This is a genomic window from Vibrio sp. TRT 21S02 (assembly GCF_050113675.1).
Taxonomy (GTDB): domain Bacteria; phylum Pseudomonadota; class Gammaproteobacteria; order Enterobacterales; family Vibrionaceae; genus Vibrio.
In genome coordinates this window covers 120,666-145,475 of record NZ_JBNJOI010000002.1, presented here as the reverse complement: position 1 = coordinate 145,475, position 24,810 = coordinate 120,666, and the positions used below count along the sequence as shown (strand labels likewise).

General features: G+C 42.2%; 18 protein-coding genes, 1 tRNA gene and 1 pseudogene. 10 read left to right on the top strand and 10 right to left on the bottom strand.

The window, feature by feature from the left end:
* Positions 1-29: 29 nt before the first annotated feature.
* The 4 genes and pseudogenes from msrB to ACQEXU_RS02765 form a co-directional block, all read right to left on the bottom strand.
* Positions 30-1,169: a peptide-methionine (R)-S-oxide reductase MsrB gene (gene msrB, locus ACQEXU_RS02780; RefSeq protein ID WP_427009585.1), complete on the bottom strand. Its 1,140-nt coding sequence runs from the start codon at positions 1,167-1,169 to the stop codon at positions 30-32.
* Positions 1,170-1,300: 131 nt separating this feature from the next.
* Positions 1,301-3,049 carry a formate--tetrahydrofolate ligase gene (locus ACQEXU_RS02775; protein ID WP_427009584.1) on the bottom strand — a complete coding sequence of 583 codons (1,749 nt, stop codon included), beginning with the start codon at positions 3,047-3,049 and terminating at the stop codon, positions 1,301-1,303.
* Positions 3,050-3,373: 324 nt separating this feature from the next.
* Positions 3,374-4,750, bottom strand: a pseudogene (gene pyk / locus ACQEXU_RS02770) (pyruvate kinase); the annotation flags it as partial.
* Positions 4,751-4,836: 86 nt separating this feature from the next.
* Entirely contained in the window at positions 4,837-6,216 is a 1,380-nt protein-coding gene (locus tag ACQEXU_RS02765) for an MFS transporter (protein ID WP_427009583.1), read from the bottom strand.
* Positions 6,217-6,559: 343 nt separating this feature from the next.
* Here ACQEXU_RS02765 and ACQEXU_RS02760 point away from each other — a divergent pair, with 343 nt between their 5' ends.
* From ACQEXU_RS02760 to ACQEXU_RS02750, 3 genes are read left to right on the top strand one after another with little or no spacing between them, the layout of a single operon-like run.
* Positions 6,560-7,810, top strand: coding sequence for an extracellular solute-binding protein (locus tag ACQEXU_RS02760; protein WP_427009582.1), 1,251 nt, complete (start codon positions 6,560-6,562; stop codon positions 7,808-7,810).
* Positions 7,807-10,170, top strand: coding sequence for an ATP-binding protein (locus ACQEXU_RS02755; RefSeq protein ID WP_427009581.1), 2,364 nt, complete (start codon positions 7,807-7,809; stop codon positions 10,168-10,170). The genes ACQEXU_RS02760 and ACQEXU_RS02755 overlap by 4 nt, the downstream gene beginning before the upstream one ends.
* Entirely contained in the window at positions 10,157-11,425 is a 1,269-nt protein-coding gene (locus ACQEXU_RS02750; protein ID WP_427009580.1) for a sigma-54-dependent transcriptional regulator, read from the top strand. The genes ACQEXU_RS02755 and ACQEXU_RS02750 overlap by 14 nt, the downstream gene beginning before the upstream one ends.
* A gap of 55 nt (positions 11,426-11,480) precedes the next feature.
* On the opposite strand, the gene ACQEXU_RS02745 is transcribed toward ACQEXU_RS02750, so the two are convergent.
* On the bottom strand, positions 11,481-11,669 hold the full coding sequence (locus tag ACQEXU_RS02745; protein WP_427009579.1) for a hypothetical protein: 189 nt from the start codon (positions 11,667-11,669) through the stop codon (positions 11,481-11,483).
* A 39-nt stretch (positions 11,670-11,708) separates the two neighbouring features.
* Positions 11,709-14,060, bottom strand: coding sequence for a fatty acid cis/trans isomerase (locus ACQEXU_RS02740; protein WP_427009578.1), 2,352 nt, complete (start codon positions 14,058-14,060; stop codon positions 11,709-11,711).
* A gap of 301 nt (positions 14,061-14,361) precedes the next feature.
* On the opposite strand from ACQEXU_RS02740, the gene ACQEXU_RS02735 reads away from it, so the two are divergent.
* A complete protein-coding gene (locus tag ACQEXU_RS02735; protein WP_427009577.1) occupies positions 14,362-15,183 on the top strand; it encodes a 5'-nucleotidase, lipoprotein e(P4) family in 822 nt (273 codons plus the stop codon).
* A 226-nt stretch (positions 15,184-15,409) separates the two neighbouring features.
* Here the strand turns inward: ACQEXU_RS02735 and ACQEXU_RS02730 are convergent, their stop codons facing one another.
* Entirely contained in the window at positions 15,410-16,648 is a 1,239-nt protein-coding gene (locus ACQEXU_RS02730) for an L-lactate MFS transporter (RefSeq protein ID WP_427009576.1), read from the bottom strand.
* 396 nt (positions 16,649-17,044) lie between these two features.
* On the opposite strand from ACQEXU_RS02730, the gene ACQEXU_RS02725 reads away from it, so the two are divergent.
* From ACQEXU_RS02725 to ACQEXU_RS02710, 4 genes are all read left to right on the top strand, one after another.
* Positions 17,045-17,584, top strand: coding sequence for a DUF3332 domain-containing protein (locus ACQEXU_RS02725; RefSeq protein WP_427009575.1), 540 nt, complete (start codon positions 17,045-17,047; stop codon positions 17,582-17,584).
* 175 nt (positions 17,585-17,759) lie between these two features.
* The gene (locus ACQEXU_RS02720) at positions 17,760-19,760 is read left to right on the top strand and encodes a HAMP domain-containing methyl-accepting chemotaxis protein (RefSeq protein WP_427009574.1); all 2,001 of its coding nucleotides are present in this window, start codon (positions 17,760-17,762) and stop codon (positions 19,758-19,760) included.
* Between the two features lie 155 nt (positions 19,761-19,915).
* Positions 19,916-21,319, top strand: a complete 1,404-nt coding sequence (locus tag ACQEXU_RS02715) for a transporter substrate-binding domain-containing diguanylate cyclase (protein WP_427009573.1) — start codon at positions 19,916-19,918, stop codon at positions 21,317-21,319.
* Between the two features lie 89 nt (positions 21,320-21,408).
* Positions 21,409-21,483: transfer RNA gene (locus ACQEXU_RS02710), tRNA-Gly, on the top strand.
* A 320-nt stretch (positions 21,484-21,803) separates the two neighbouring features.
* On the opposite strand, the gene ACQEXU_RS02705 is transcribed toward ACQEXU_RS02710, so the two are convergent.
* A complete protein-coding gene (locus ACQEXU_RS02705; protein ID WP_427009572.1) occupies positions 21,804-21,953 on the bottom strand; it encodes a DUF3693 domain-containing protein in 150 nt (49 codons plus the stop codon).
* A 206-nt stretch (positions 21,954-22,159) separates the two neighbouring features.
* On the bottom strand, positions 22,160-22,777 hold the full coding sequence (locus ACQEXU_RS02700) for an OmpA family protein (protein ID WP_427009571.1): 618 nt from the start codon (positions 22,775-22,777) through the stop codon (positions 22,160-22,162).
* A 250-nt stretch (positions 22,778-23,027) separates the two neighbouring features.
* On the opposite strand from ACQEXU_RS02700, the gene ACQEXU_RS02695 reads away from it, so the two are divergent.
* Positions 23,028-23,651: a thiol:disulfide interchange protein DsbA/DsbL gene (locus ACQEXU_RS02695; protein ID WP_427009570.1), complete on the top strand. Its 624-nt coding sequence runs from the start codon at positions 23,028-23,030 to the stop codon at positions 23,649-23,651.
* A 17-nt stretch (positions 23,652-23,668) separates the two neighbouring features.
* Positions 23,669-24,142, top strand: coding sequence for an FKBP-type peptidyl-prolyl cis-trans isomerase (locus ACQEXU_RS02690; RefSeq protein WP_427009569.1), 474 nt, complete (start codon positions 23,669-23,671; stop codon positions 24,140-24,142).
* Between the two features lie 48 nt (positions 24,143-24,190).
* Here ACQEXU_RS02690 and ACQEXU_RS02685 read toward each other — a convergent pair whose 3' ends face one another.
* Positions 24,191-24,808, bottom strand: a complete 618-nt coding sequence (locus ACQEXU_RS02685; protein ID WP_427009568.1) for an ATP-dependent zinc protease family protein — start codon at positions 24,806-24,808, stop codon at positions 24,191-24,193.
* Positions 24,809-24,810: the final 2 nt, after the last annotated feature.

Below are 24,810 nucleotides of genomic sequence, written 5' to 3'. Positions count from 1 at the left end.
TGGCTGTTTTATTTCGACATTTGGATGGATTAGCTGTCGAATAAGTAAAGGTAGTCTTCATAACCTTCTTTTGCCATGTCTTCTTTGGCGATAAATCTCATCGCCGCTGAATTCATGCAGTAGCGCAAACCCGTTGGAGCGGGCCCGTCTTTGAATACATGCCCAAGGTGTGAGTCACCAAAACGGCTTCTGACTTCGGTTCTTGGATACACCAATTTGTAATCAGTATCGGTGACAATGTAACCTTCATTAATTGGCTTAGTAAAACTTGGCCATCCCGTCCCTGATTTGTACTTATCGGTCGAAGAGAATAGCGGTTCACCCGTTACAATATCAACGTAAATACCCTCAGCTTTGTTATCCCAATATTCGTTTTGGAACGCACGCTCGGTGCCATCTTTTTGAGTCACGTAATATTGCGTATCACTAAGCATCTCACGAATTTTGCGATCAGACGGCTTACTGTACGCTTTAACCTTTGGCAGATGTTTGTTTTCATCGATTAACATACGCAGTGTCTTTGGATTCTCTTCTCTATCTTCACCGAAAATTTCATCTAGGTATTGATCGCGTCCTGAGCCATAACGGTAATAGTTATAACGGACCTTATTTCGCTTATAGTAATCTTGATGATACGCCTCAGCAGGCCAAAATGAGCTGTATTTGATGAGTTCCGTTTTTAACGGTTTACCAAAGATACCGAGCTGTTCTACTTCTGCCATAAAGTCGGTAGCGATCTGTTTCTGTTGTTCATTGTGGTAAAAAATGGCAGGACGATATTGAGGGCCACGATCTACAAATGAACCTTTATCGTCGGTCGGGTCAATATGCCTAAACAATTGATCTAACACTTGCTCATAGCTAACAACGTTGGGGGCATAGGTCACTTGTATGACTTCAATATGGCCACTTTTACCCGATGAGACTTGTTTATAGGTTGGATTATCTAACGTCCCTCCAGCATAACCGGAAACAACATCGACCACACCGTCGAGCTTTTCCAAGTCAGATTCTGTACACCAAAAACAACCACCAGCTAATGTGGCAGTTTCTAATGTACTTGAGCTGGCCAATTTTGGCTTATTTTCGTTGCCAGCTTGAGAGAGGAAAGAGACGGCGACTACAAGCGTCGTAAAAATCGCAAGTAGAAAACGAGACTTCACTTTCATTGTTACCTCACTAATGAACGTTTATCTCTTTAATAGAACGTGGTTGAGGCAAAAAACTTGCACAGAGATCCATTTAATTTGTTCACCAAACAACGAAGCAAAAAAAGCGGGGAAAATTCCCCGCTTATTTACTAACTTAATCCCACGATATTACCATCATCATCGAGGTCTAAATTCATAAATGCTGGTTTATCAGGCAGCCCCGGCATGGTCATCACATTGCCACACAGTGCGTAGATAAACCCTGCACCAGCGCAGAGCTTAAGCTCCCTAACTGGAACATCAAAATGCTCAGGGGCACCTTTTATTGAGCCATCTGTGGTAATGGATAATGGTGTTTTTGCCATACATACAGCCAAGTCGTCAAAACCTTGGGCTTTCAACTGAGCAAGTTGCTGTTTCGCGGTTTCACTTAATACGATACCTGACGCACCGTAACCACATTCAGCAACGGCCATGAGTTTTTCTTCTGTGGATTGAGAAAGGGCATAAAGCGGCTTAAATTGGGTCGTTTTATCACATTGACGCACCACTTTACGTGCAAGTTCTTGTGTGCCTTTACCGCCAGAAGAAAATCCTTCGCTGATCTCCACTTCAACATCGTTTGGAAGACCTTCAACCATTTGCTTTAATGCTTGTAATTCTTCTTCGCTGTCTTGTGGGAAACGGTTAATTGCAACCACAGCCGGGATTCCGTACTTATTAACATTATTAATGTGCCATTTGAGGTTATCAAAGCCAGCTTTTAATGCTTTATCATCTTTTTCGAATAAGCTTGATGGGATAGGTTGACCCGGTTTTAAATCATACAAACCAGAGTTGGCTTTTAATCCACGTAGTGTTGCAACGATAACAGCACAATCCGGCGCTTGCCCAGAAGCCTGAGCCTTGATGTTACACGCTTTTTCAAAACCCATATCGGAACCAAATCCACCTTCAGTCACCGTGTATTCAGACAGTTTTGTCGCGATCTTGTCAGCAATGATAGAAGAGTTTCCGTGCGCGATATTTGCGAATGGACCGGCATGAATCAGTGTTGGTACACCTTCAAGTGTTTGCATCAATGTAGGTTGAATGGCCTCTTTCATGCTCACAGCCATAGCACCTGCAACTTGAAGATCTTCAGTTGTAATAGGGGTGTTGTTTTCAGAATAAGCCACTACAATACGACCAATGCGGGCGCGTAAGTCTTTCAAATCCGAAGCAAGAGCCAATATTGCCATCAGCTCGGAAGCGGCTGAGATATCAAAACCATCTTGCCGCTCGTAACCATTAATGGTTTTACCTGCTTCATTTTGACCAACAGTGACCATTCTTAAAGCGCGATCGTTATGGTCCACAACGCGCTTCCATGTCACGCGTGTTGGGTCGATTCGTAAAGCTGGCAACCCTGTACGGCATTCAAAATCGTCATAGCCATTGCGCTGCTCGTGATAGATACGGGCATCAATCGCCGCAGAAGCTAAATTATGTGCTGCGGTGACGGCATGAATATCACCAGTAAGATGAAGATTGAGCTCTTCCATTGGTGCAACTTGAGAATAGCCACCGCCTGCTGCGCCGCCTTTTACGCCAAACACAGGTCCCATTGAAGGCTGGCGAATACACGCCATGACTGATTGACCAAGTTGTTGTATGCCTTGTGACAAACCAATTGTTGTAACGGTTTTTCCTTCTCCCAGAGGTGTAGGAGTGATTGCAGTAACCAAGACTAACTTACCCGAAGGATGGTCACTGACACGCTTCAATACATCCAGCGACACTTTCGCCTTGTATTTACCTTGACTATAAAACTCTTTCTTTCGGAGCCCACAATCCGTTGCGATCTGTTGAATTGGCAGCAAATTAGCAGCGCGGCAAATTTCGATGTCTGACAGCATAAAAACCTCGAACTATATCTAAAACTGGTGAGGAAAACGTTTGCGTGTGCATAATATCGACAAAATATTCTTTGTAAAGTGTTATCGATAGCAAGGGCTAAATTCTAACCCAAATTTTATGTGTCAGAAACAATGCGAGTCACATCAATAAAAAAAGACCTGTCTTACGACAGGCCAAAATCCCTACGGGGGTCCTTGTGGAGCAAGGGTATGGGGTGATTAATGGATAGCTAAATGATCTTAGGCGGCAATCGCTTCGAGATTCTTCAAGTGGAGTAGTCGACACACATTGATGTTGCCAACACCTTCAACTGAATCCAGTTGCGTCATCAATATCGAATTAATACGGTGCGTTTTCGCTCGGCTTTCGAGGGATTCAATGATTTGGTTAGGTAGTTGCTCACTGCTGCCTTCGGGTGTGAAATACACAGGCTCGACACCGCGTAAAATGGACAGCTTAGCAAGCAACTGTATGTCGTCACTCAACGCCCATATCGCGGCTTTGCTTTGACAGCGTGACATGAGCAGTGGCGTTTCTCCATGCTTGGTTAAAATAGCCACACCAAGATCATTGTGTACTTTCGAAGCAGAGATCATCGATGACAAGGCAAAACTCTTACCAGCATCATTACAGAGGTGTTGTAAGTGTTCCCAGCAATTGTGTGAGCATTCAATTTCTTGCTCCGCACCTTTGGCGATGCGTACCATCGCTTCGACTGCTTGAACAGGGTATTGGCCAGCTGCCGATTCAGCAGATAACATGATCGCATCGGTACCATCGATAATTGCATTCGCAACATCCAGCACTTCAGCGCGGGTCGGTAATGGGTTTTCAATCATCGATTCCATCATTTGGGTGGCGGTAATAACAGGCTTTCCTAGAAACTTTGAACGTGCGATAAGCGCCTTTTGTACAGAGGGAAGACGAGCGTCACCAATCTCCACCCCCAAATCACCACGTGCAACCATAATGACATCGGATGCATTAATCACATCATCCATCGCTTGCTGGTTAGCCACAACTTCAGCTCGTTCAACTTTAGCGACTATATGCGCATTGCATCCCGCTGCCACTGCAAGCTCTCGGGCATAATCTAAGTCTTCCGCGCTACGTGGGAAGGAGACAGCTAGGAAATCGGCTTGTAGCTTGCCTGCTGTGATAATGTCCTGTTTGTCTTTTTCTGTCAGTGCCGGAGCCGAGAGGCCACCACCAAGTAAGTTGATTCCTTTACGGTTTGAAAGTTTGCCGCTATTTAAAACTTCAGTTTTAGCCCACTGTTGATCGGTATTTACTTCTTTGACCAATAACTGGATACGTCCATCATCGAGCAATAGAGTGTCACCCTGCTTGATGTCTTGCAGTAGCTGCGGATAATCCAAACCTACCCGTTGTTGGTTACCAGATTGCGAATCCAACGTACCATCGAGAATAAACTCATCACCTTTAGCCAACTGGATTGCACCTTGTTCAAAGCAAGCAATACGAATTTTCGGACCTTGTAAGTCTACTAACACGCCAACATGTTGATTAAGTTCGGAAGCAATTTTTCGTACCTGATGTGCTCTTGCAATATGTTCTTCAGCGGTGCCATGAGAAAAGTTAAGACGAACGACGTTCACACCAGCTTGAATTAATTGACTTAGAATTTCAGGACTTTCACTGGCAGGGCCAAGCGTTGCAACAATTTTAGTTTTACACATAAATTTCTACCTATAACGACACTATATAAAAGGGGAACTAAAAAGGAGGAGCAGGGACCTGAGCCTTAAGTCCCTGCGATAGTGCGTTAGTTAGCAGTTTTTACCTGAGCTTCTGATGCTTCTGGTGCATCAATATCAACAACTTTCTTAGCATTCCATACCGTTAGGGCTAAGAAGAGTGATACCACACCTGCCGCGAGCCAGAAATATTGCGCTTGGGTAAAGTCATAGTGCTTAACGCCATCAACTTCAGTAATCGCAATCAACGATGCAGAGATAACTTCCTGTGCTGATGCTGCGATGTATGAGAACAGACCGATAAACCCTTTTACTGCGCCCACTGCATTTTTAGGCATTAAGTCACAAGCGGTAAGACCAGCAAGGAAGACAACAAGACCACCAATTGCAAAACCGATTAGGCCGAGTGCTACAGCGTCAACAACGCGGTTATCCGGGCCAAAGAACATCAAGCACATACCCGCGATGTTTGCGATTCCGTAAAGTAGAGTAGGGATATGACGGTTTGCGTTGAACACTTTGTCAGAAATAATGCCTGATAAAATTGCACCTGCTAGACCCGCAATTGGATACGTTGACATTGCAAAACCAGCATCAATTAACGAGTAACCTTTGGACTCTTGTAGGTACAAAACAGCCCAAGAAGACATTGCGTAACGAGAGACATACATAGCGGCACATGCTGCTGCAATTAGCCATACTGCTGGTTGTTTAAGAATGAAAAGCTGTGCTTTGCGAGTTTCTTTTGGATCGTTTTTCTTCTTAATTTCCGGCTCTTCATCAAATGCTGTAGCTGCATCTGGCAAACCGTAGGTTTGTGGGCGATCTTTCAGTGCTAGGAACATGCATAACGCAGCAGCAATAGCAGCGATACCTGCACCGATGAAACCAGCACGCCAACCCAAGTAGCTCACTAGTGTTGCAGTTAGGATCCAAGTGATACCTTCACCAATGTTACGTGAGCCACCCCATACAGAGTAACGACTACCACGTTGTTTTGGAGAGAACCACTGAAACAGTGACACACACGATGGCGCAGAGCCCACAGACTGGAACCAACCATTCAAACCCCAAAGTAGGATAAAAAACAAACCAGCGGTGTTCATGCCCATCAGGATCGCTGTTATACCCGACAAGACAAGGGAGAACGACATAAAGCGGCCGATATTGGCATAGTCAGAAAGGAAGCCGTTCGAGAACTTACCAATTGCATACGTAAAGAAGAACGCCGAGCCCATAAGGCCAAGTTCTTCAATCGTTACAATCCCAGCGTCTAGCATTGGTTTTTTAACAACACCAAGGCTCATTCGCACAACATAAAATACTGCGTATCCAAACACTAATCCAAGAAATACTTGCCATTGGTAGCGTTTAAAACGCGCTTGCATCGCCTCTTTCGAACCGTCCGATAATGGTTGGTCTGGGCGAGTTTTAAAGAAATTAAGCATAGTGCTGCTCTCCATGTTTCTCAAAGTTACAAAACTCAATTTGTTTTGACGGGAGCATCATGCAACGCACTTATTTTTCTATCAAAAGTACCAATTTGAGGCAGAAATGACTCAAAACGTTTAAGTAGGCGGGTCAGAAATGGGACTTTTTATCGTGGCAAACGAAGGATAGTTGGTAAAATTATCATTATTGAATGCGGCATTGCGTCATCAATGACCCATTTCATCGCTTTGGTTATTTTGTATGAGAGTGCGATATTTTGAGTGAACGCACATTAAATAAGGTTTTTGTGAAGTGGCGATAAAGTGTTTTAAGCAAAGGATATGGTCATTAGGTTTAATTTTGTGCGGGTTAGTTGCACCTTTAGCCTTTGGCAAAAACAATGAGTTGGTGATTTTAACGACGTTTTCCAGCGAGCCGATAGAAGGATTGATTTCGGAATTTAAAATCAAACATCCTGATACGGAAGTCAAAGTGATTCATCGTCGAACACAGTCTGCTATTCAAATGCTAAACAAGCGTTTTATTCAAGACATCGACATGGTATTGAGCTCGTCGCCTTTTTTGATGCAACAGTTGGAAAGGCGAGCACAATTAGCACAAACACCTGTCAAAACCATTACACCAGAGTGGCTTTCTGAATTTGTATTACCGCCGAAAGATAAAGTAGTGAGCATTGGTTATTCAGGCGCAGGCGTGATTTGGAATCAGGACTACTTAAAAACCTATCATTTACCTTTACCTACATCGTTTATCGACTTAACGGCACCGACTTACTTTGGGCATATTACGATGAGTACGCCGAGTCGTTCAGGTACGACTCAAATGATGATCGAAAGCATTTTAACCCGATATGGCTGGGAACAAGGTTGGCGCATCGTGCTCAACATAGGTGCGAACTTAGGTACCATCTCTTCGCGTAGCTTTGGTGTGAGTGATTATGTGGCTAAAGGACAGTTTGCCATTGGGCCAACCATCGATAGTTACGCAATGATTTTAAGCAGGCGCTTTAACCACCTTGGATTTGCGTACGATAAAGACTTTACATTAATGCCAACTTATGTGGCTCAAATTAGTAAAAACGATAGCGACGAAGCGGTGCGTCAGTTTATTGAGTTCTTAATTTCGGATTCTGTTCAACAAAACCTACAGACGATCAGTTTCTCGAAACACGCGCTAAACAATCCAGAATTGTTCAACCAGAAAATACCAAGCCTTGATTTGGCGATTGTGATGGAAAGGGAAACCTTAGTTAACCAAATCTTCGACAACGCTATTACCCAAAGGCTACCAAGATTACAAGATAGCTGGGCGAGTATCATTAAGCTTCAAAAACAATTCCAAGATTTTCCCAAACAGCAACAACGATTAGAGCAAGCAGCGAAATTACTATTCACGCTCCCTGTCAGTGAGAAGGAAATACAACAATTAAGCCAACAATTGAATGCGCTTGAACAGAACACCAATCAATTGAGTGGTCAAAAAGAGGCGATGATCGCTGAGTTTAACTATCGACTAAACAGTAAGCTCGACAAGAATCTTGAGCTGGTTCAGCAAGATCTGCGTGCAATTCAACAAGAGTTAATGCCGTGAAGAAATACAATACGATAGGGACCAAGCTTGTTATCGCTTTTGCATGTTCTACGCTGCTTTTAACCGTAGTAAGTATCGTTGCATGGGGCACATGGAATCGGCTGGATGGGCAGGTGAGTGAATTACTTGAAACCAGTGTGCCTAAATATAACGCCAGCTATGTATTGGAGAGTAAAAGTAGTGAGATCCGCCACCGAGTGCAATTGCTGTCTAAAGTCACTAATAAAGTGGAGTTAGAAAGCCAGATTCAAATTCTCAACGAACAATTTGCTCTCATCACCACAACGCTCGAACAAGATGTATTGAACCAACAACCCGTGAATAACGAGCTTCATCAACTAAAACAACATTATGTTTTATTGAAATCCTCTTTGGTTACATATGGCGAACTTGTACATGCACGTGTTGACCAAGTCAGACAAATTCAAATGCTAACGGAGCGATTGGATTGGATCCACCAAGATATCCGCTCTGAACTTAAGCCAATGCAGCAGGAATTTCATTGGCTGATTGAGCGGGACAATAAAACCAATAATGGCTATAGCACATTTGAACAACTACGTAGTATTCAGCAGATCCTTGATCTTGAGTCTTCCGTTTATGAAATGACCTCAGAGTTAATGAACGCAAATCAGGTTGCACAAGTTAACAATGCACTGAAAGTCATCCAATATCGTGTTGATGATTTAGCACAAAGCAGCCAAACCATTCTCAAGTTGCCATCATCCATTGCTTACGAACAGTTGTTGAATGAGTTAACCATCTTGCTCGGTCCAGAGGGGCAATTTCACCAACAATTACTGGAACAGGTTTCACTCACCAAGCGGTTACAAGCCATTAGTTTCAGTATTGAACGACAATTAAAATCGATCCATGACGAGATCGCTGGGTTAGTGGCCAATGCTGATAATGATTTTGTTAAAGTAAAAAGTGACACTGCAACGTTGGTCACATCTGGAAACCAAGTTTTACTCATTTGTTTTGGCTTATCGATTTTAACCAGTCTATTTTTAGCCTTTTACTTTATCAATCGCCGTATTGTTGCCCGTCTTAATGCGCTGAGTTCAAGCATTGATGCGATTATAGACAATGACTTGAATCACCCAATTCGAGCTGATGGAAATGATGAAATAGGGCGGCTTAGCCATAAGTTGATCGAGTATGGTGAGAAAGTAAAAGAAATTCAGCGTACCAACGCCATCAGCTTAATTAACAATACTACCGCGAGTCTGCTTACTTGTGATCTTAAAGGGCACATCGAATCCGCCAACCTAAGTGCACGAAAGCTTCTTGGCATTGAAGAATTTATCCAGCAGCAACCTATTTGGCTGTCATTTACCGAAGTTAACCAAAGGGCACTGGCAAATGTATTTCAATGCAGCGGAGAATTATTTGAACAAGGGTACGACGAAAGAACATTAGCCATCGAGGTCAATGAACATTGTTATCTGCACTTTGATTTTCGTCTGTTCTCTCACGGCCAACTTGAAAAAGTCATCGTCACTATCACCGATGTAACTGAGCAGGAAAGTACCAACCGTGAGCTTGAAAAACGAGTTGCAGAAAAAACGCAAGATCTGTTGGAAAAGAACTTAAAACTGTCACAAGAAGTGATTGTTCGCGAACGGGCAGAAGAGCATCTTCGAAAAACGCAAGGGGAGCTCATCCAAGCGGCTAAAATGGCTGTTGTTGGCCAAACCATGACAAGTTTGGCTCATGAGTTAAATCAACCTTTGAACGCCATGTCGACCTACCTATTTAGTGCGCGCATGTTTAATCAGCAAGGTGAGCTAGAAAAGGTTGAGCATTCGATTAGCCATATCGAAGGTCTGTCTGAGCGAATGGGCAAAATCATCAATAGCCTGAGAAATTTTGCTAAAAAATCCGACCCAGACAAACACACACAGCTTAAAAACCTTCATGAAATCACCGAACACGCCATTACGATCGTAAATACCAAAGCGAAGCGGCAACAGGTAGTTATCAGAAATCAGCTTCCTGAAGAGTTTAATGTATGGGCAAATCCTGTCGCGATTGAACAGGTGCTTATAAATTTGTTAGTAAACGGCTGTGAAGCCATTGCTGAGTCGAAAAGTAGCAAAGGATGGATCGACATCGTTCACCTTCATTCAACACCCAAACATCATGTCGTTGCGATTGCAGACTCTGGTGATGGATTTGATGATGGTATTGTGCAACAACTATTTACCCCATTTACCACTACAAAAGAAGTGGGGCTTGGACTTGGACTCAACATCTGTAAATCAATCGTAGAAAGATACTCAGGACATATTTATTTAGCCTCAGATATTGACCGTGGGGCATTGGTAATTTTGGAACTACCTTATGAACAGCAATAAATTTTCAGTTTTACTTGTCGACGATGATCAAGATGTGCTCGATTCATACGCGCACCTCATGGATATTTCAGGGATCAATGCAAAAGCAGTCAATGACCCAACAAATGCGTGTGATCATTTAGAGCCGGACTGGCCTGGGGTAGTTTTACTCGATATGTATATGCCCCAAATGCATGGTATGGAGCTATTAGCACATATCAAAGACATTGATGAGCGCATTCCCGTCGTTGTTATCACAGGACATGGTGATATCCCAATGGCGGTGGACGCTGTCAAGAAAGGCGCTTGTGAGTTTTTAGAGAAGCCGATTAATCCGGTCGAACTGTTGACCTTAGTGAAACAACATTTGGAGGTGAGAAGGGCTTTTGTTGAGCAGAAACGTTCTGTGGACAAAGCTATCGATAAAGCTCTGATTGGTACTTCAGCTCAAATGAAACAAATACGAGAGCATGTGTCTCAGTATGCGTTGATCGACAATCATATTGTCATTTGGGGCGAGTCGGGCAGTGGACGCCGAAGCATTGCGCACATTATCCATCATATGGTAAACATTAATCACGAACGCCATATCCAAGAGCTACGCATAACAGAAGCTTTGTCTCTTGATGAGCTGGATCAGGCTTTCAAATCCTGTATCGATGGGACTTTAATTCTTGAAAACTTGATAGCAATGAGTGAGCCGCTACAAAGAGACCTGATTCAATTGCTGTTAAACCAAGAGCGTTGTGGAACAAACCGCGTTCGGGTTATTACGATTTTCTCAGAAGAACCTGAAAGCTTAATGGCGAGCAATTCACTCTTGCCTGAGCTCTATTATTTACTCAATCAAGGGGCCATTCAGGTCCCTTCATTACGCCAACGGCCTGATGATATAGCATCGATTTTTCACTACTTCCTTAAACAGAGCTGCAACAAGCTGGGGAAACTGTTGCCAGCAGTCGATTCAAATTACTTGGGTTTACTAAGAGCACATGATTGGCCGGGAAACGTCCGCGAATTACGCAACGTAGCCGAACTGTATGCGATTGGAATCGTAAAATTGACCGGAAAAGAGCGTATTTACACCCAGACAGAGCTACAAAGTCCATTGGATGAGCTGGTGGATGATTATGAAAGGCGAATTATTGAAGATGCACTGTTTCTTCACTCGGGACGAGTCAGTGATGCAGCAAATTACTTGCAAATCCCGCGAAAAAAACTGTATTTAAGGATGAAAAAACACGGCATTGAAAAAGACGATTATAAAAGCCGTTAACCAATAAAAAAGCCCCGTATTGTCGGGGGCTTTTCAGTCACTAGGCGAATTTAACTTAATACCAATCATCGTCAGGGTAAAACTTACCTTCTGGCGCATAGGGGTCATCATCAAATGGATGTTCAGCTTTGCCACGTAACATTTCAAGCTGGTTTTCAAGCATATTGACAGTATCGTAATCGCCTTCAGAGCAGGCTACATAGATCTGCTGCTCTAACGCCTCAATGCTATCTCGAATACTCATAACCCACCTCCTGTTACCACTACAGCCGATTAAACGGTTCTACCTATTCTCAAATCGATTATAGTCAAGTAATCCAAATTCGATCGGTTGATTTTTCTTATACCAAGCGTGGACTCTGTCGCTAAATGGCCAAAATGCTTCAGAGCTACGACGAATTGCGAATTTATCCAATAACTTAACGTAATCTTGTTCAGTTTTTATTGATTCCAACATCCCAACCAGTTCCGCTACATCGTCTTCTTTTAGAGACAAATATGCGGCAGGATAGCTGCCCAAAACACCTCTTACTAATGTCAGATCGTCATTTTGAATATCACGGTTGCTCGCTTCATCAAACAAACTGGAAATATTGGTGTGAGCGTTGTTATGCAATAGAGTAAACAGCTGGTCTTGTCCTGAGTTTGATTCGATCATGATCATCATAATTTGAGGAATGTAGACCAGTCCTTCACCCTTAATATTATCAATGCGGCGTAATAATGCTTCGTTTTTGCCACTCAAGCCCGTTTGCTCAATTGCATAGCGGCGATTGAGAACTGGCGCGAGTTGCGTTCTAAGTACATCATATAATTCAGCCTTCGGATCATCAGTTTGATACGGCACGTGAGTAGGTTGGTTAAATGGCTTCACATTCCTTTGTAAAAAGTCACTCAGTTGAGGGCTTTGATCTTGGTACCAACTTTGCTGCTCAATATGGCGCATATCTTTTGGTAATAAAGCGACGAAATTACTTTCGCCTTCAAGGCGCAAGAAGTCCATGTACATACGAGTAATAAGCTGATGCCCGAAATTGCCATACACATCAAACCCAGCCACCAATAAATAGTGGATCCGTTCTAACAGTGCATAATCTAATACCCAAGCGGTTTTCGGCGGTTTGCCCACAAGACCTTGTACAACAGAAGCGCTATCAAAATGGCGGAATACCGTCAGTGCAGCATTAGAGTTTACGCCGTCGCCATCCCAAAGCACGTCCGTCGTTAGATGCGTACCATCGGCAAAAAACTGATTGATGAAGTCAGACTTTGCTTGGAGGTACCGAGCTTGTTGACGGGAATAACGCACCCAATGCGTGATCGGCAGGGTATTGCTTTCAAGTTCACCAGGCAATTTTAGGTTGTCTGCTTGGCTGCGGTAGAATTCATTAACTTCAGGAATATTCGACGTCTCTGGGTCTAAGAAGAATACCCAAAAGCGGTCGTTGATGACATTGAGCGCTAACTGACCGCGGCAAACCGGCCCTTTGATAAACGCCATAATGGTATTTTGTGCATTATCTAACATGAACTTAAAACGTGACTGCACTGGTAGATCGATAAAGGCAGTCATCGGGTTGGCTGCGACTTCAGTGTCATAACTTGGTAGCGTCGCAACCGTGTAGTCCGCATCGATAAACCAAGCTTTCCAGTTCTCCATACGCGCATCATTCAACGCGTATGGCATGTGCGTTTTGTCGACAATCGTCCCTTGCTCAGGAATAAGACGGTAGTAAACCCGATCAACCTTAGGATCATCATAGGGGCGACGCGTTGCAACACGTTTAACGGGTTCGCCGGGTGGTGTTTCAGAACGTACTAGCGTGAAAAAGCGAGGTTGTGAAAGGTCAGAAAAATACAGGTGAGATAAAAACAAATGCTCGTAAATATACCTTGCTGCCAATTGGTTTTTACGAGAGCCCTTATTGAGCAATGCTTCATATTCATTGACAAGCGCTTGTTGCTCAAGTGTCAGTGGAATATGGGCATTCATTACCGCACCATTTTCAAGCCAGTACATCAATGTGTTGTACTCATCCTTGGCAAGATTAGGCATCCCATAAGGCATTCCCCATGTTGGATGTTCACTTTGATAGCTATCCAGCTCTTCAATTGTAGGACAGACTTGATCGCGGTCGACGGAGAAATCAAAGCCTTCTAACTGTGCTTGTTGAGGTAATGGATGCTTCTCTTTTTGTAACAATAACCGAGCCATGAGACCCGCTTCCATGTTGGCCGTTGTTGTTTGGTCTCGTTCATTCAAAACCGGATGGAATCCAGCATCACGCCACCCTTGAGTGGTATCAGCATCTTCAAAAAGTCGGGTAGGAGACGTAGCACGAAGGCGAGTTCCTTGATAGACCAGCGTCTTATTCGCTCCTCGATCAATACCTTCCACTGAACTCATCTTTAACTGACAAGGCGCATCATAACAGGCATGACAAACCACGCAGCGATTATCAATAATGGGTTTTACATCATTAAGGAAAGTCTGTGCTTGTTGGCTGCTCAATGGGGCCTGTCGTACTTGAACTCGCTCAGAACCGAATAGTTGATCGTAGTTGAGTCCGGCATAGGTGGCACAACCAGCAAATAACGTTGCTGCAAAAAGGATGGCTACAGTGCGTAAATTCATAAATTGTCAGTATTTTCTTATTAATCCAAACAGTATAACGAAAACTCAGAATAAGTGAGAGGGGACCTAACAATAGTAAACACGTTGATCCGATTAAGAAGCGTAAATAAACACAATTCAACAAGCAATTATGAGTTAAAAAGAAAAACAAAAGCCACATTACTTATGTGGTTATATTTTGCACATTAAAGAAATTCAACGTGATTAGAATCACTTTTTAAATAAAAGGTACTTGTTAGATTCAAATTCCTTGATAACGAAAGGGGCTTCCACTGGCCCTAATAGAGGATAGAATTTGATAATGAAAAACATCATCGTTTTAAGCTTATCTGCCATAGTTACTTTATTACCGAGTATTTCATCTGCGAATGATAATACTAGCGAACGTAACTTACTGGGCTATGCTGTTGCCTGGAAGCAGACAGCAGCAGAATATCGAGCGCTATATTACCAAGGATTTAATGTAGCAAAAATGCATCTTGATAAGGCTCTTTCAGAGCATAAGAAAGGAGATAAGCCTTTAGCTATTGTGACAGATCTTGACGATACTCTTGTACTCCCCCTTGAATACTGGGGGAACTTAATAGAAAACAATAAAAACTTCTTCGAAGATCCTCTTTGGGACAACTGGATCCCAACTAACGGTATGGTCCCTAGTCCTGGGTCAAACGATTTCCTTGAGTATGCTAAAAGTAAAAATATCGAGATTTTTTATGTAACCTCACGCAACCAAGGTGAACCTACATGGGAGCTAGCCAAACAAAACATTTTGGCAATGGGTTTTCCTTTAAAAGACGATTCCCATCTTACGGTATTAATGGATACTTCGAATAAAGAAACACGTCAAAATGAAATCTTAAAAGATTATAATGTGGTTGTGTTCCTCGGAGATAACCTAAATGACTTTAGACGTAAATACTACGTTAAAGGCGATATAGATGGGCGCATTGCGAAGATGGAAGAAGATAAAGATCTTTATGGTAGTCAATATATTCTTTTTCCAAACCCTACCGATGGTCACTGGCTTTCAGCTATTTTTGGTGAATCTGAACCACCGGAAAGCCAAGAAAATCGCAAGTTACTTATTGATGCCGCAACCAGAACTGCTTGGGAAAATAAATAGGTTTACTGCGAGATATAGTCAGAGATGAATTACTATTATTGTGCTCTTCATTTTAGTTAAAAATTACTTTTCCAACATTTAACTACCGTTAATAGCCATGAGCTTTGCTTGAAAGCACCTTTGATAAGCCTTTAGAAGTTCATAAAGTAATAGACATCCATGGTAATCTTTAGATACAAAAAGGGCTTAACACTAGGTTAAGCCCTTCATTCAATTATGCAATTAATTATGCGACTGTTGTTTTAGCTTCGTTAGATTTCGCTTCACGTACAGGCTTGGTTACTAGTGCCAACACAATACACACCGCCATCATCACAGCTGAAATCGTGTACGCTAGATCATAACCACCATCGTGAGTCATTGAATAACCAACAACCGCGGCACCAATCGCGCCACCAATCCCCCATGATGTGTAAAGTACACCATAGTTCGTACCGTAGTTCTTCAAACCATAGTATTCAGCGGTAATTGAAGGGAATACCGCAAGCAATGTGCCATAGCCAACCGCAGCAATAGCTGTACCAATAATTAACGTAAACTCAGAATTAAACGTCGCAAACATCACCATGTTGAAGCCTTGCAATACAAACGCAAGAAGTAGGGTACGTACACCACCAATTTTATCTGACAAGATCCCTGCTGCCACACGGCCACCTGAGTTGAATACGGCAAGAATAGAAGCCAAGTAAACAGCATTTGGTAGGTTAGCTTGCACGCTTGCAATATTGGTGATGTTACCAATGATCATCAAACCCACTGATGCAGCAAATGCGTACATAATCCAAAGCGAATAGAATTGAGGCGTTTTTAACATCTCTTTCCAGCTAAAATCCATAGCTTGCTTAATCGTTTTTGGTGCTTGGCCTTGTTTGACTTTTGGTTCTGCCGGTGTGTAACCCGCTGGTGGGTTATTAATGGTACAAGCCAAAGGCACAGCAATCGCAAGAACACCCACACCAAGAATCATAAAGCTTGTATTGATGCCAACTTGGCCAATGAGCATAGACGTCAAAGGAGCAAGATAAATTGCTGCTAAACCAAAACCCGCAGCGATCAGACCATTTACCATACCTTTCTTCGATGCATGGAACCATTTCATTGCAGAAGGAGACAAACACGCATAGCCAAAACCGATGCCTGCACCTGTAATGACACCAAAGGTGATGTTTAGCATTAAAACCGATGATGCAAAACCAGAGGCGATCATTCCTAAGCCAGTCAAGGTCGTACCAAGAATAAGGATTTTACGTGGCCCCATACGGTCTTGAAGGATCCCTGCAACTAAAAGACAAACAGAGAAAGTAATCGTTGCGATAGCATAAGGAGAAGATGCATCAGCAGCACTCCAGCCGAAATCAGTGACTAGTGCTTTATTAAATACACTCCAGGCATAAAGAATGCCAAGACAAAGGTTGATACAGAAACCTGCTAACAGGATGCGCATTGCTTTATCAATCTTGCTCATTTTCGTTCTCTGTTGTCCCAATAAAGAGGGAAGTTAACAATGGATTTATTCAAAATAAGTTTGCGTTTATCAACATAAACCGCAATGGGCGCGAATTATAACCAAATAAAGTGTGATTGGAATCTCTTTTTGTGCAGCGAGCGAAATTTATTTCTAATTGTTAATAGGAGTGATGAAAAATCAAACAACCATATCTTTTTACAGTGCGTAAGATTGAATATCTCCACAGATGGATAAACGAGTTGCTTACTATCAAGCCACACAAGCCAGTTCATATGCATGATTTTTGATAAATAACTGACACAGTAAGATTTATGTCAAATATCGTTAAAGAGTATTTCTGGACGCCATTCTCAGATGTAAGATGCGCGCCGTCTTAATTTAGAGTGGTTTTAAATGAAAAATAACGTTTTGAAAATTGCAATGGTAACGGGCTTAGGCTTGACATCTCTAACTGGCTGTATGGGCCAAATGGCAACAACCGGAATGGTGTCTAAATTCAACCTAGAAATCGTTGATAACCGTTATGCTCGTGAAGGCATGTTCTTATTGCTATCACCTGTTTATGGTATCGCGGGTACAGCCGACCTATTTATTTTCAATGCCGTTGAGTTTTGGACGGGTAAAAACCCAATCACAGGTAAATCGCCTGCTGTTGTAGATACACCGACAAAAAACTACATCAAGGTAAATGATCAACTGGATAGCTCTTTGAAGTCTGTACCGCTTTCAAACAACGCTGACATCAAACAAGCAACAATGCAGCAAATCGACGAAAACACCATGCAGATGGATGTGTCTTACGTTGATGGTACAAAGAAAACGCTGCGTGGCGAAAAAGAAGCAGACAGTGTTGCTTTTTACGTTGACGATCAATACATCACGACGGTTTCTAACGCTGAATTAGAAACTTACGTGAAAGCAGCAAACATTTAACCATCATTGTTATTTATTGTTGACTTGAAAGCCTCCGCTTAATGTGGAGGCTTTTTTCTATCTGTTCTTTAAGTAAGAAATAAACTAAAGTTTTACAAAAATACGCAACATATATTTAACACAAAGGAAGTTCGAGTTATAGTGGATTGGTCTTAGAAAAGTAGGAGTTAAAAGGATGAAACTCACGATATCAGGGAAGTTACAGTTTAGTTTTCTGTTACTTGCAGTACTTTTTATCGTTTCTGCATTGTTTATTTTCCAGAGCATTTCAAACGTAAACCGACATAGTGAATCCTTGCTCCAGTCTGATTTGCCAACTGTCGATACGGCTCGCTCGATCCAACAATCCATTCAAGCCAGTCTATCTTCAGTACGTGGCTATATGTTGCTTGGGGCTGAGCCTGATGTTGGCGAACAACAAAAACAACAAATCCAAATCATTGTCGAAAAAACAGACACGTTACTTCCCACCCTTGAAGCACTCGTACAACAGAATCAATACCAGATGATCGTGTCACAGTGGGCAGCGGTAAAAGACTCACTTACTCGTATTGCAACGTTAAGCCATACCGATGAAAACCTTCCTGCTCACGCTCTATTTATAAATGAAGCTGCGCCGATAGCAGAGGTTGCACTCGACCAACTACAAGGCTTAATCAATGATGAGGCTGATAATAAAGAAGGCCAAGAAAGAAAGAGACTCTTTAGACTCTATGCAGACAGTTATACTTCTTTAGCCAATGCCTTATCAGCAATGCGTGATTTCCTTTTGTACGGTAAAGATGAGCACTTGAGCAAATATCAAGACCTGCTTAAGGATCATGACAAATACGTATCCGAAATCGAAAGTAAGCGCGCTTTGCTCAATGACAGCAGTCAAAGTCTTTGGGAACTGTTTGTTGAAATGCAACAACTGTATTTTCCTCTGGCCCAGCAAGTAGTTGAACTTCGCCAATCTCCAAGTTGGAACTTATCCAATAAAGAGATGGCAGAAAAACTTGTACCCGCAGCTCAGCTTTTGGATCAAAGTCTGGAGAATATTGTCAATGAACAACAAGAACACGCTAAAGCAAGCGGAGAAGGTATTAACGAATCACTAAGCCGTGTTTTAATATCACTCTTAGCCTCTGTTGTCATTGTTGTTGCGGTTGCCTTTACCGTTGCGAGATATATGGGACGTAACATCGGTCACCGCGTAACGAGTTTATCAAAACGAGCTGAGCTGATTGCTAACGGCGATATTTCAGAGCCACCACTGACCGTAACAGGAACCGATGAACTGTCGAGTTTGACCAACTCAATTAATGGTATGAACCATTCTCTGTCGCAAATCATCCAAGGTGTTACTGATAAGGCCCATCAGGTAAATGAAGGGCTAATCCAGCTCAATCAATCAAATACGACAACCCAAAGTGAACTCAAAAAACAGCAACACTCGATTGACTCGGTGAGTCAAGAACTCGCCCAAGTCGCTGACTCTGCCGATGCAACGGCCACTTTAGCACAAGAATCGGTTACAGTAATTGATGCAACCAAAAACCAAATTCAACACGGTACGTCAGCATTAGCAAAGAATAAAACGGCGGTAGACCAGCTACATAGTGCTATTGAATCTGCAAACAACCAAGTTGATACCTTAAGTAAGGAAAGTGAGGCCATAGGTAAAGTTACCGAGGTAATTGAAGGGCTAGCAGAACAAACTAACTTGCTCGCATTAAATGCAGCCATTGAAGCTGCGAGAGCAGGTGAGTACGGCCGCGGTTTTGCAGTGGTTGCAGACGAAGTTCGTCTACTCGCGACAAGAACCACCGAATCCACCACAGAGATCAACAACATCGTCAACGCAATTCAAAACTCAACTTCAGCGGTAGTGACTAGCATCCAAAGTAGCAAGGAACTAGCAGCAGAAGGCATGTCTTTAACACAACAAACAGATGCGACGTTGAAAGAAACCTCTGCTCAAATCGAAGTGTTAGATAACAAAATTCAGAATTTTGCCAGTGCCGCCTATGAACAATCGACGGCAACTCAAGCAATCAACACTATTATGGAGCAAGTAACCTTATCAGTTCAGGACGTAGCCAAAATGGCGATCCATTCTTCAGACTTGTCGCAAACTGCCGGAGCACAAGTGATGGACATGAATGAACAAATGGCTCGCTTTAAGCTTAAATAATGACTTGTTAAATGAGACGAGAATCAAACTATGATCAATTTGATGCATAAGTTGATTCCTGATGAACTATAAAACACTTATTACATCAATTAATAATATTCTCACCCTAAATAACTCCCGCACATACAGATGCACAAAGGGTAATGAGGTTGGCTGTGTTAAGAGTGTTTTATGCAGCATTTGCTGTAGTTGTTATCTGCTTTTCGGCGGCTACGTTTGCAGACAGACAAACAATTGTCGTAACAAATTCAAAGTCATGGAAACCTTTTTCATATCTTGATGAAGAAGGAAAACCCACTGGAATCTTGGTTGACTATTGGCGTGAATATGGCGAAAAAAATAATGTAGCCATCGAGTTCCTATTACTTGATGACTGGCAACAAGCGATTGATGCTATCCTGACAGGTAAAGCCGATATTCATGCAGGTTTATTGTGGTCTGAAAACCGAGAAGCGATTCTTGATTATGGTTTACCGATTATTTCGGTAGATACGCAACTCTATTTTAACCATAAGCTTGTTGGAATGGATGTTGGTACCTTTCTAAAAGGAGATCACAAGTATTCCGTTGGCGTAGTAAATGGAGGTTATGAGCAGGAGTTTATCAGCCTGCATTTTCCTAATATTCAGCTGATTACATACTCCAATAATGAAAAATTGATGCAAGCAGCATTTGACGGCGATGTTCAAGCTTTTGTCGCTGACGTTCAGGTTGCCAACTTTTATTTCTATATTTCAGATAACCCGAACCGCTTCATTGGTGTCCGCCACTTATACTCAGGCAAGCTAAAACCTGCGGTTAAACAAGGTAACCATGAACTCCAGCAAGCAATGCGAGTTGGAATGAGGAAAATAACTGAAGAAGATCGTAACCGAGTTTTAAACCGGTGGATGTATATTCAAACCGTTTATCCCGAATTTCTCGTCCCATTAGCCATCTTCTTAGTCGTAACGCTTCTAGTTGTGTATATCCTTACGTTAAAAGTTTCCGTTAAAGCAAAAACAAAACAATTAGAAGATGCAAATAAAGAACTGCGTGATTTATCCGAGATAGATGCACTCACAGGGGTAAGTAATCGACGTCACTTCATGAACGAATTCGCAAACTTATGCGCAACCAAACAAAGCATTACTGTAATCGTATTTGATATTGATGATTTTAAGTCTATTAACGATACGTTTGGTCACAGCGTCGGTGATGTCGTCATACAACGAGTGGCCGAATCAGTGAGAACACTCACTAGAAGTGAACATTTGTTTGGTAGGATAGGGGGTGAGGAGTTTGCGGTTGCAATAACGCAATCTAACCTTAACCAAGCCACCATGTTTGCACATCGAATTTGTCATACGATCAGGGGCATCGAGTTCGAAAATCAACCCAACTTACAAATGTCTGTAAGTTTAGGGTGCGCTTATTATGAGAATTATTTGGGTCCGATAGACTTAAATGATGCCGATGAACTGATGTACTCAGCTAAACGGCTGGGTAAAGATCGCGCTGTAGTAAAAGTAATAAAACAAGCAGGAGATCAAAATGTGGCTAGGTTTGAGGCAATTTGATTGCCGATTGACCAAACAGACTGAAATCAGTAAAAAATAACTTTTCTTTTCAGCTAGATGTGGCATATTGGTTTTCGTTCCGATGCGAAGCGTGCATCGTATAATGGCTATTACCTCAGCCTTCCAAGCTGATGATGCGGGTTCGATTCCCGCTGCACGCTCCAACTTCTTTTCTTAAAATTTCCCAGTTCAAAAACAAACCTACACACTTTATAACACCGAATATTTTCAAACTCATACCCACCATTTTTCCAAACCAGCCCACACAAACAGCTCCACAAGTTACCAGTGATCATGGGAAGGTTCAAAAGAATAGCAACTACATCCAATACAAAAGTGACTCGGCTAATAATCAGATTATATCGTCAGATAATAAAACTGATTATTAGGTATTTTATGGTAAATCCATTATGTTCAATTCACATACAGCAAGTAAAAGAGAGGAGTTATCTTCGATAGAGTTTTTAGGATTCAAATACACCATTTAACATAATATACATAATGCGCACTTAGCTATAGCTTCATTAGGGCTACCAAACCACAAAGCCAAGCCTCCGCAAAGCGCTGAAACTCTTTGTAAGCCTTGTCCGTTAAACTTTTTTGCAATGCTGTTCCTGTGAATCCCTTTACGCATTTTGCTTACTTTGTTGGGTTCGATATTCAAATCGTGTGCAATTTGTTTGTCTTGTACGTAGTTTTGAGCCTAGTTCACTGCGCTGTCAATGATTCAGCAAGCTTTTATATGCCGGCATTTAGAGCGCAAGCGAATCCAACAAGCGCTGCACGTTAGATGATCAATGTCATTTATATGGAAACTATTTCTATGCATGACTGCTATGTTTAGTTATTCGACATAACAAAAAAGACTTCAACACGGCGGTTACATGCTTTTCCAGCTTTGGTTCTATTGCTACATGCCGGTACATATTCACCATAGCCGCGCGTGTAAATCGAATTCATCGCTACATTATTTCTAATTAGTTGGCTTTTTACTGCTTTGGCACGCTTCAATGATAAGTTGTCGTTAAAACTTGGGGCTCCGGTTGCATCTGCGTGACCATCAATCACAATATCGATTCCCGGTTGGGTTGATAAATAGCTACCGACGATATCAAGCCAGTACGAAGACTCTGGTGAGACCATTGAAGAACCAGTTTGGAATTTGATGGTGTCTTTAAGCTTTACCATAACGTGATTGCCCGGTAATACTTCGTAATCGACGCCTTTACTCAATAGAAAGTTTTGTAAGGAACTGTAGCTCTTCGTTCTTTGTTGTCCAAAAGGCCCTTGCACTCCTGCAACGGTCGTTTTAGGAGCATAACCCCATTCAGGGTGCATCACATCAAGATCCCCCTTTGGCGCTGTGTCGAGCATTCTATCGCCCATTAACGCCATATCTGGCGGTAATGTTCCGCAACCTGTCAAAAGTAATAAGAGTGGAAGCGCTGCATATTTCATCGATTCACCGTTCAATTCATCACACTACAAATTCTATATCGGCAATCTCAGTATTTCTTTAATTATATCGCACTATATGATTTCCAAATGTATCTATGCCTGAGCATAGTCGAAGTCGAAACTTATCAGGCCAAGACATTTACATATTTTTTGCACCGTTCGCTTTTCGGTATGGATTGGACAAGGTAAAATCCGCCTCACTCATTACACATTGCACTTAATGCAACTTACCTAAAATAAGACGAAAATTATGAAAAAAGTTCTTTCGCTTTTTACTGCAACGCTGGCTGCAGGAGCTCTTCTTGTTGGTTGTTCAGACACAACCACACCAAAAGAAGGCGAACAATATCAGCAACTTCCTGCAAACCTCTCAACGTACCGTCTTCCTCAAGTTACTGAAGTATTTTCTCTTAACTGTGGCCATTGCCGTAAGATGGAAGGTGTAATCCCACAATTGGAAGAGCTTACCAGCCAAGAGATTGGCAAGGTCCATGTTACTTTCAACGAAAGTGCTCAAATCGGTGCCATGATCTTTTACACCGCAGTGATGCAGCTAAACAAAAATCCAGATCACGAGATGATGAATGAGTTATTCGCAGCGGTACAAATGGGTGAAGGTTCTACCTTAACTGAACGTCGTCAAGCGATAGAAGAAGCGTTCCACTCTCGCAACTTGGTTAGCCCTTACGAGCTCAATGAAGAGCAACAAAAGCAGTTGTTTAAGTTGATGAAAGTCGCTCAAGAAGTTTCTGTTAAAGGCGAGATCAACGCGGTACCGACGTTCATCGTTAATGGCAAATACATGCTTTTGACATCTGGACACAAAGATATCGAAAGCATCGCAAACACAATTAATTACCTAACTAAGCAATAATTCAACGGATAGAATTTATGTCTAAAATCATTTTTCCCATTGTCATCTTTGTTCTCGCGGCCTTCTTTATCTACCGCACATGGAACAACCACAAATTCGCAGATCAAAACTTTGCCGAAGGGCAGGCTTTCCTTGCTGAAAATGCAAAGAAAGAAGGAGTGATCACGACAGAAAGTGGTCTGCAATACCAAGTGTTACAAGAAGGTACTGGAACAGCTCACCCTACAGCAACTAGCCGCGTAAAAGTTCACTATCACGGTACGTTAATCGATGGCACCGTGTTTGACAGCTCTGTAGAGCGTAACGAACCTATCGCATTTAGTTTGAATCAAGTGATCAAAGGTTGGCAAGAAGGTGTGCAATACATGGTTGAAGGTCAGAAGATTCGTCTTTTTGTTCCTAGTACACTGGGTTATGGAAAAAATGGTACCGGCCCTATCCCACCAGCTTCTACGCTGATCTTCGATATTGAATTGTTAGAAATTCAGTAACACAGATAAAAAGAAATAAAAAGAAACCCGCATTAAGCGGGTTTCTTTTTATTTCTTATGTTTGTCTTGAATGTACTGCTGACTCACATCCACTACAGCAACGTCTTTAAAGAAGCTTCTCCCCAGCAATAGTGGGAATGTCAGGTGGGTTCTGTCTGCTAATGTAAATTCAGTTTTTTCTTTTAAATCACCAATTTGAATCCAAGCAATAACAACCGCCCTTCTCTGCGTTTTATCGGCGCTAGACTGTCGGATCTTCACCCAACGTTCCACTGGCAGTGCAATCTCTTTACTCTTGATGCCATCATGTTCAATTTTAAATTTGACCCAATCTTGTCCATCACGTTCAAACGGAACAACATCAACGGCTGAGATGGATGACGTTGTTGCACCAGTATCAACTCGAGCTCTAAAGTTTTCTTCAAGTCCAGGTACAAACACCCATTCTTTTTCACCTAAGATAAGCTTACCGTCAGACGTTTTCTTTGCTTCCACTTCAACGACTGGTTCTGTAACTACTTTTTGCATCGGTTTAGTCTGTTTAACAGGTTGTTCGACACGAGTTTCTTGTTGATCCGGACTTGTCGTCTCTGGTGTAGTCGTAGCACACGCCACTAAACCTGTAGTTAAAAATAATGGGACAAGGGCTTTCCAATTCTTCTTCATTC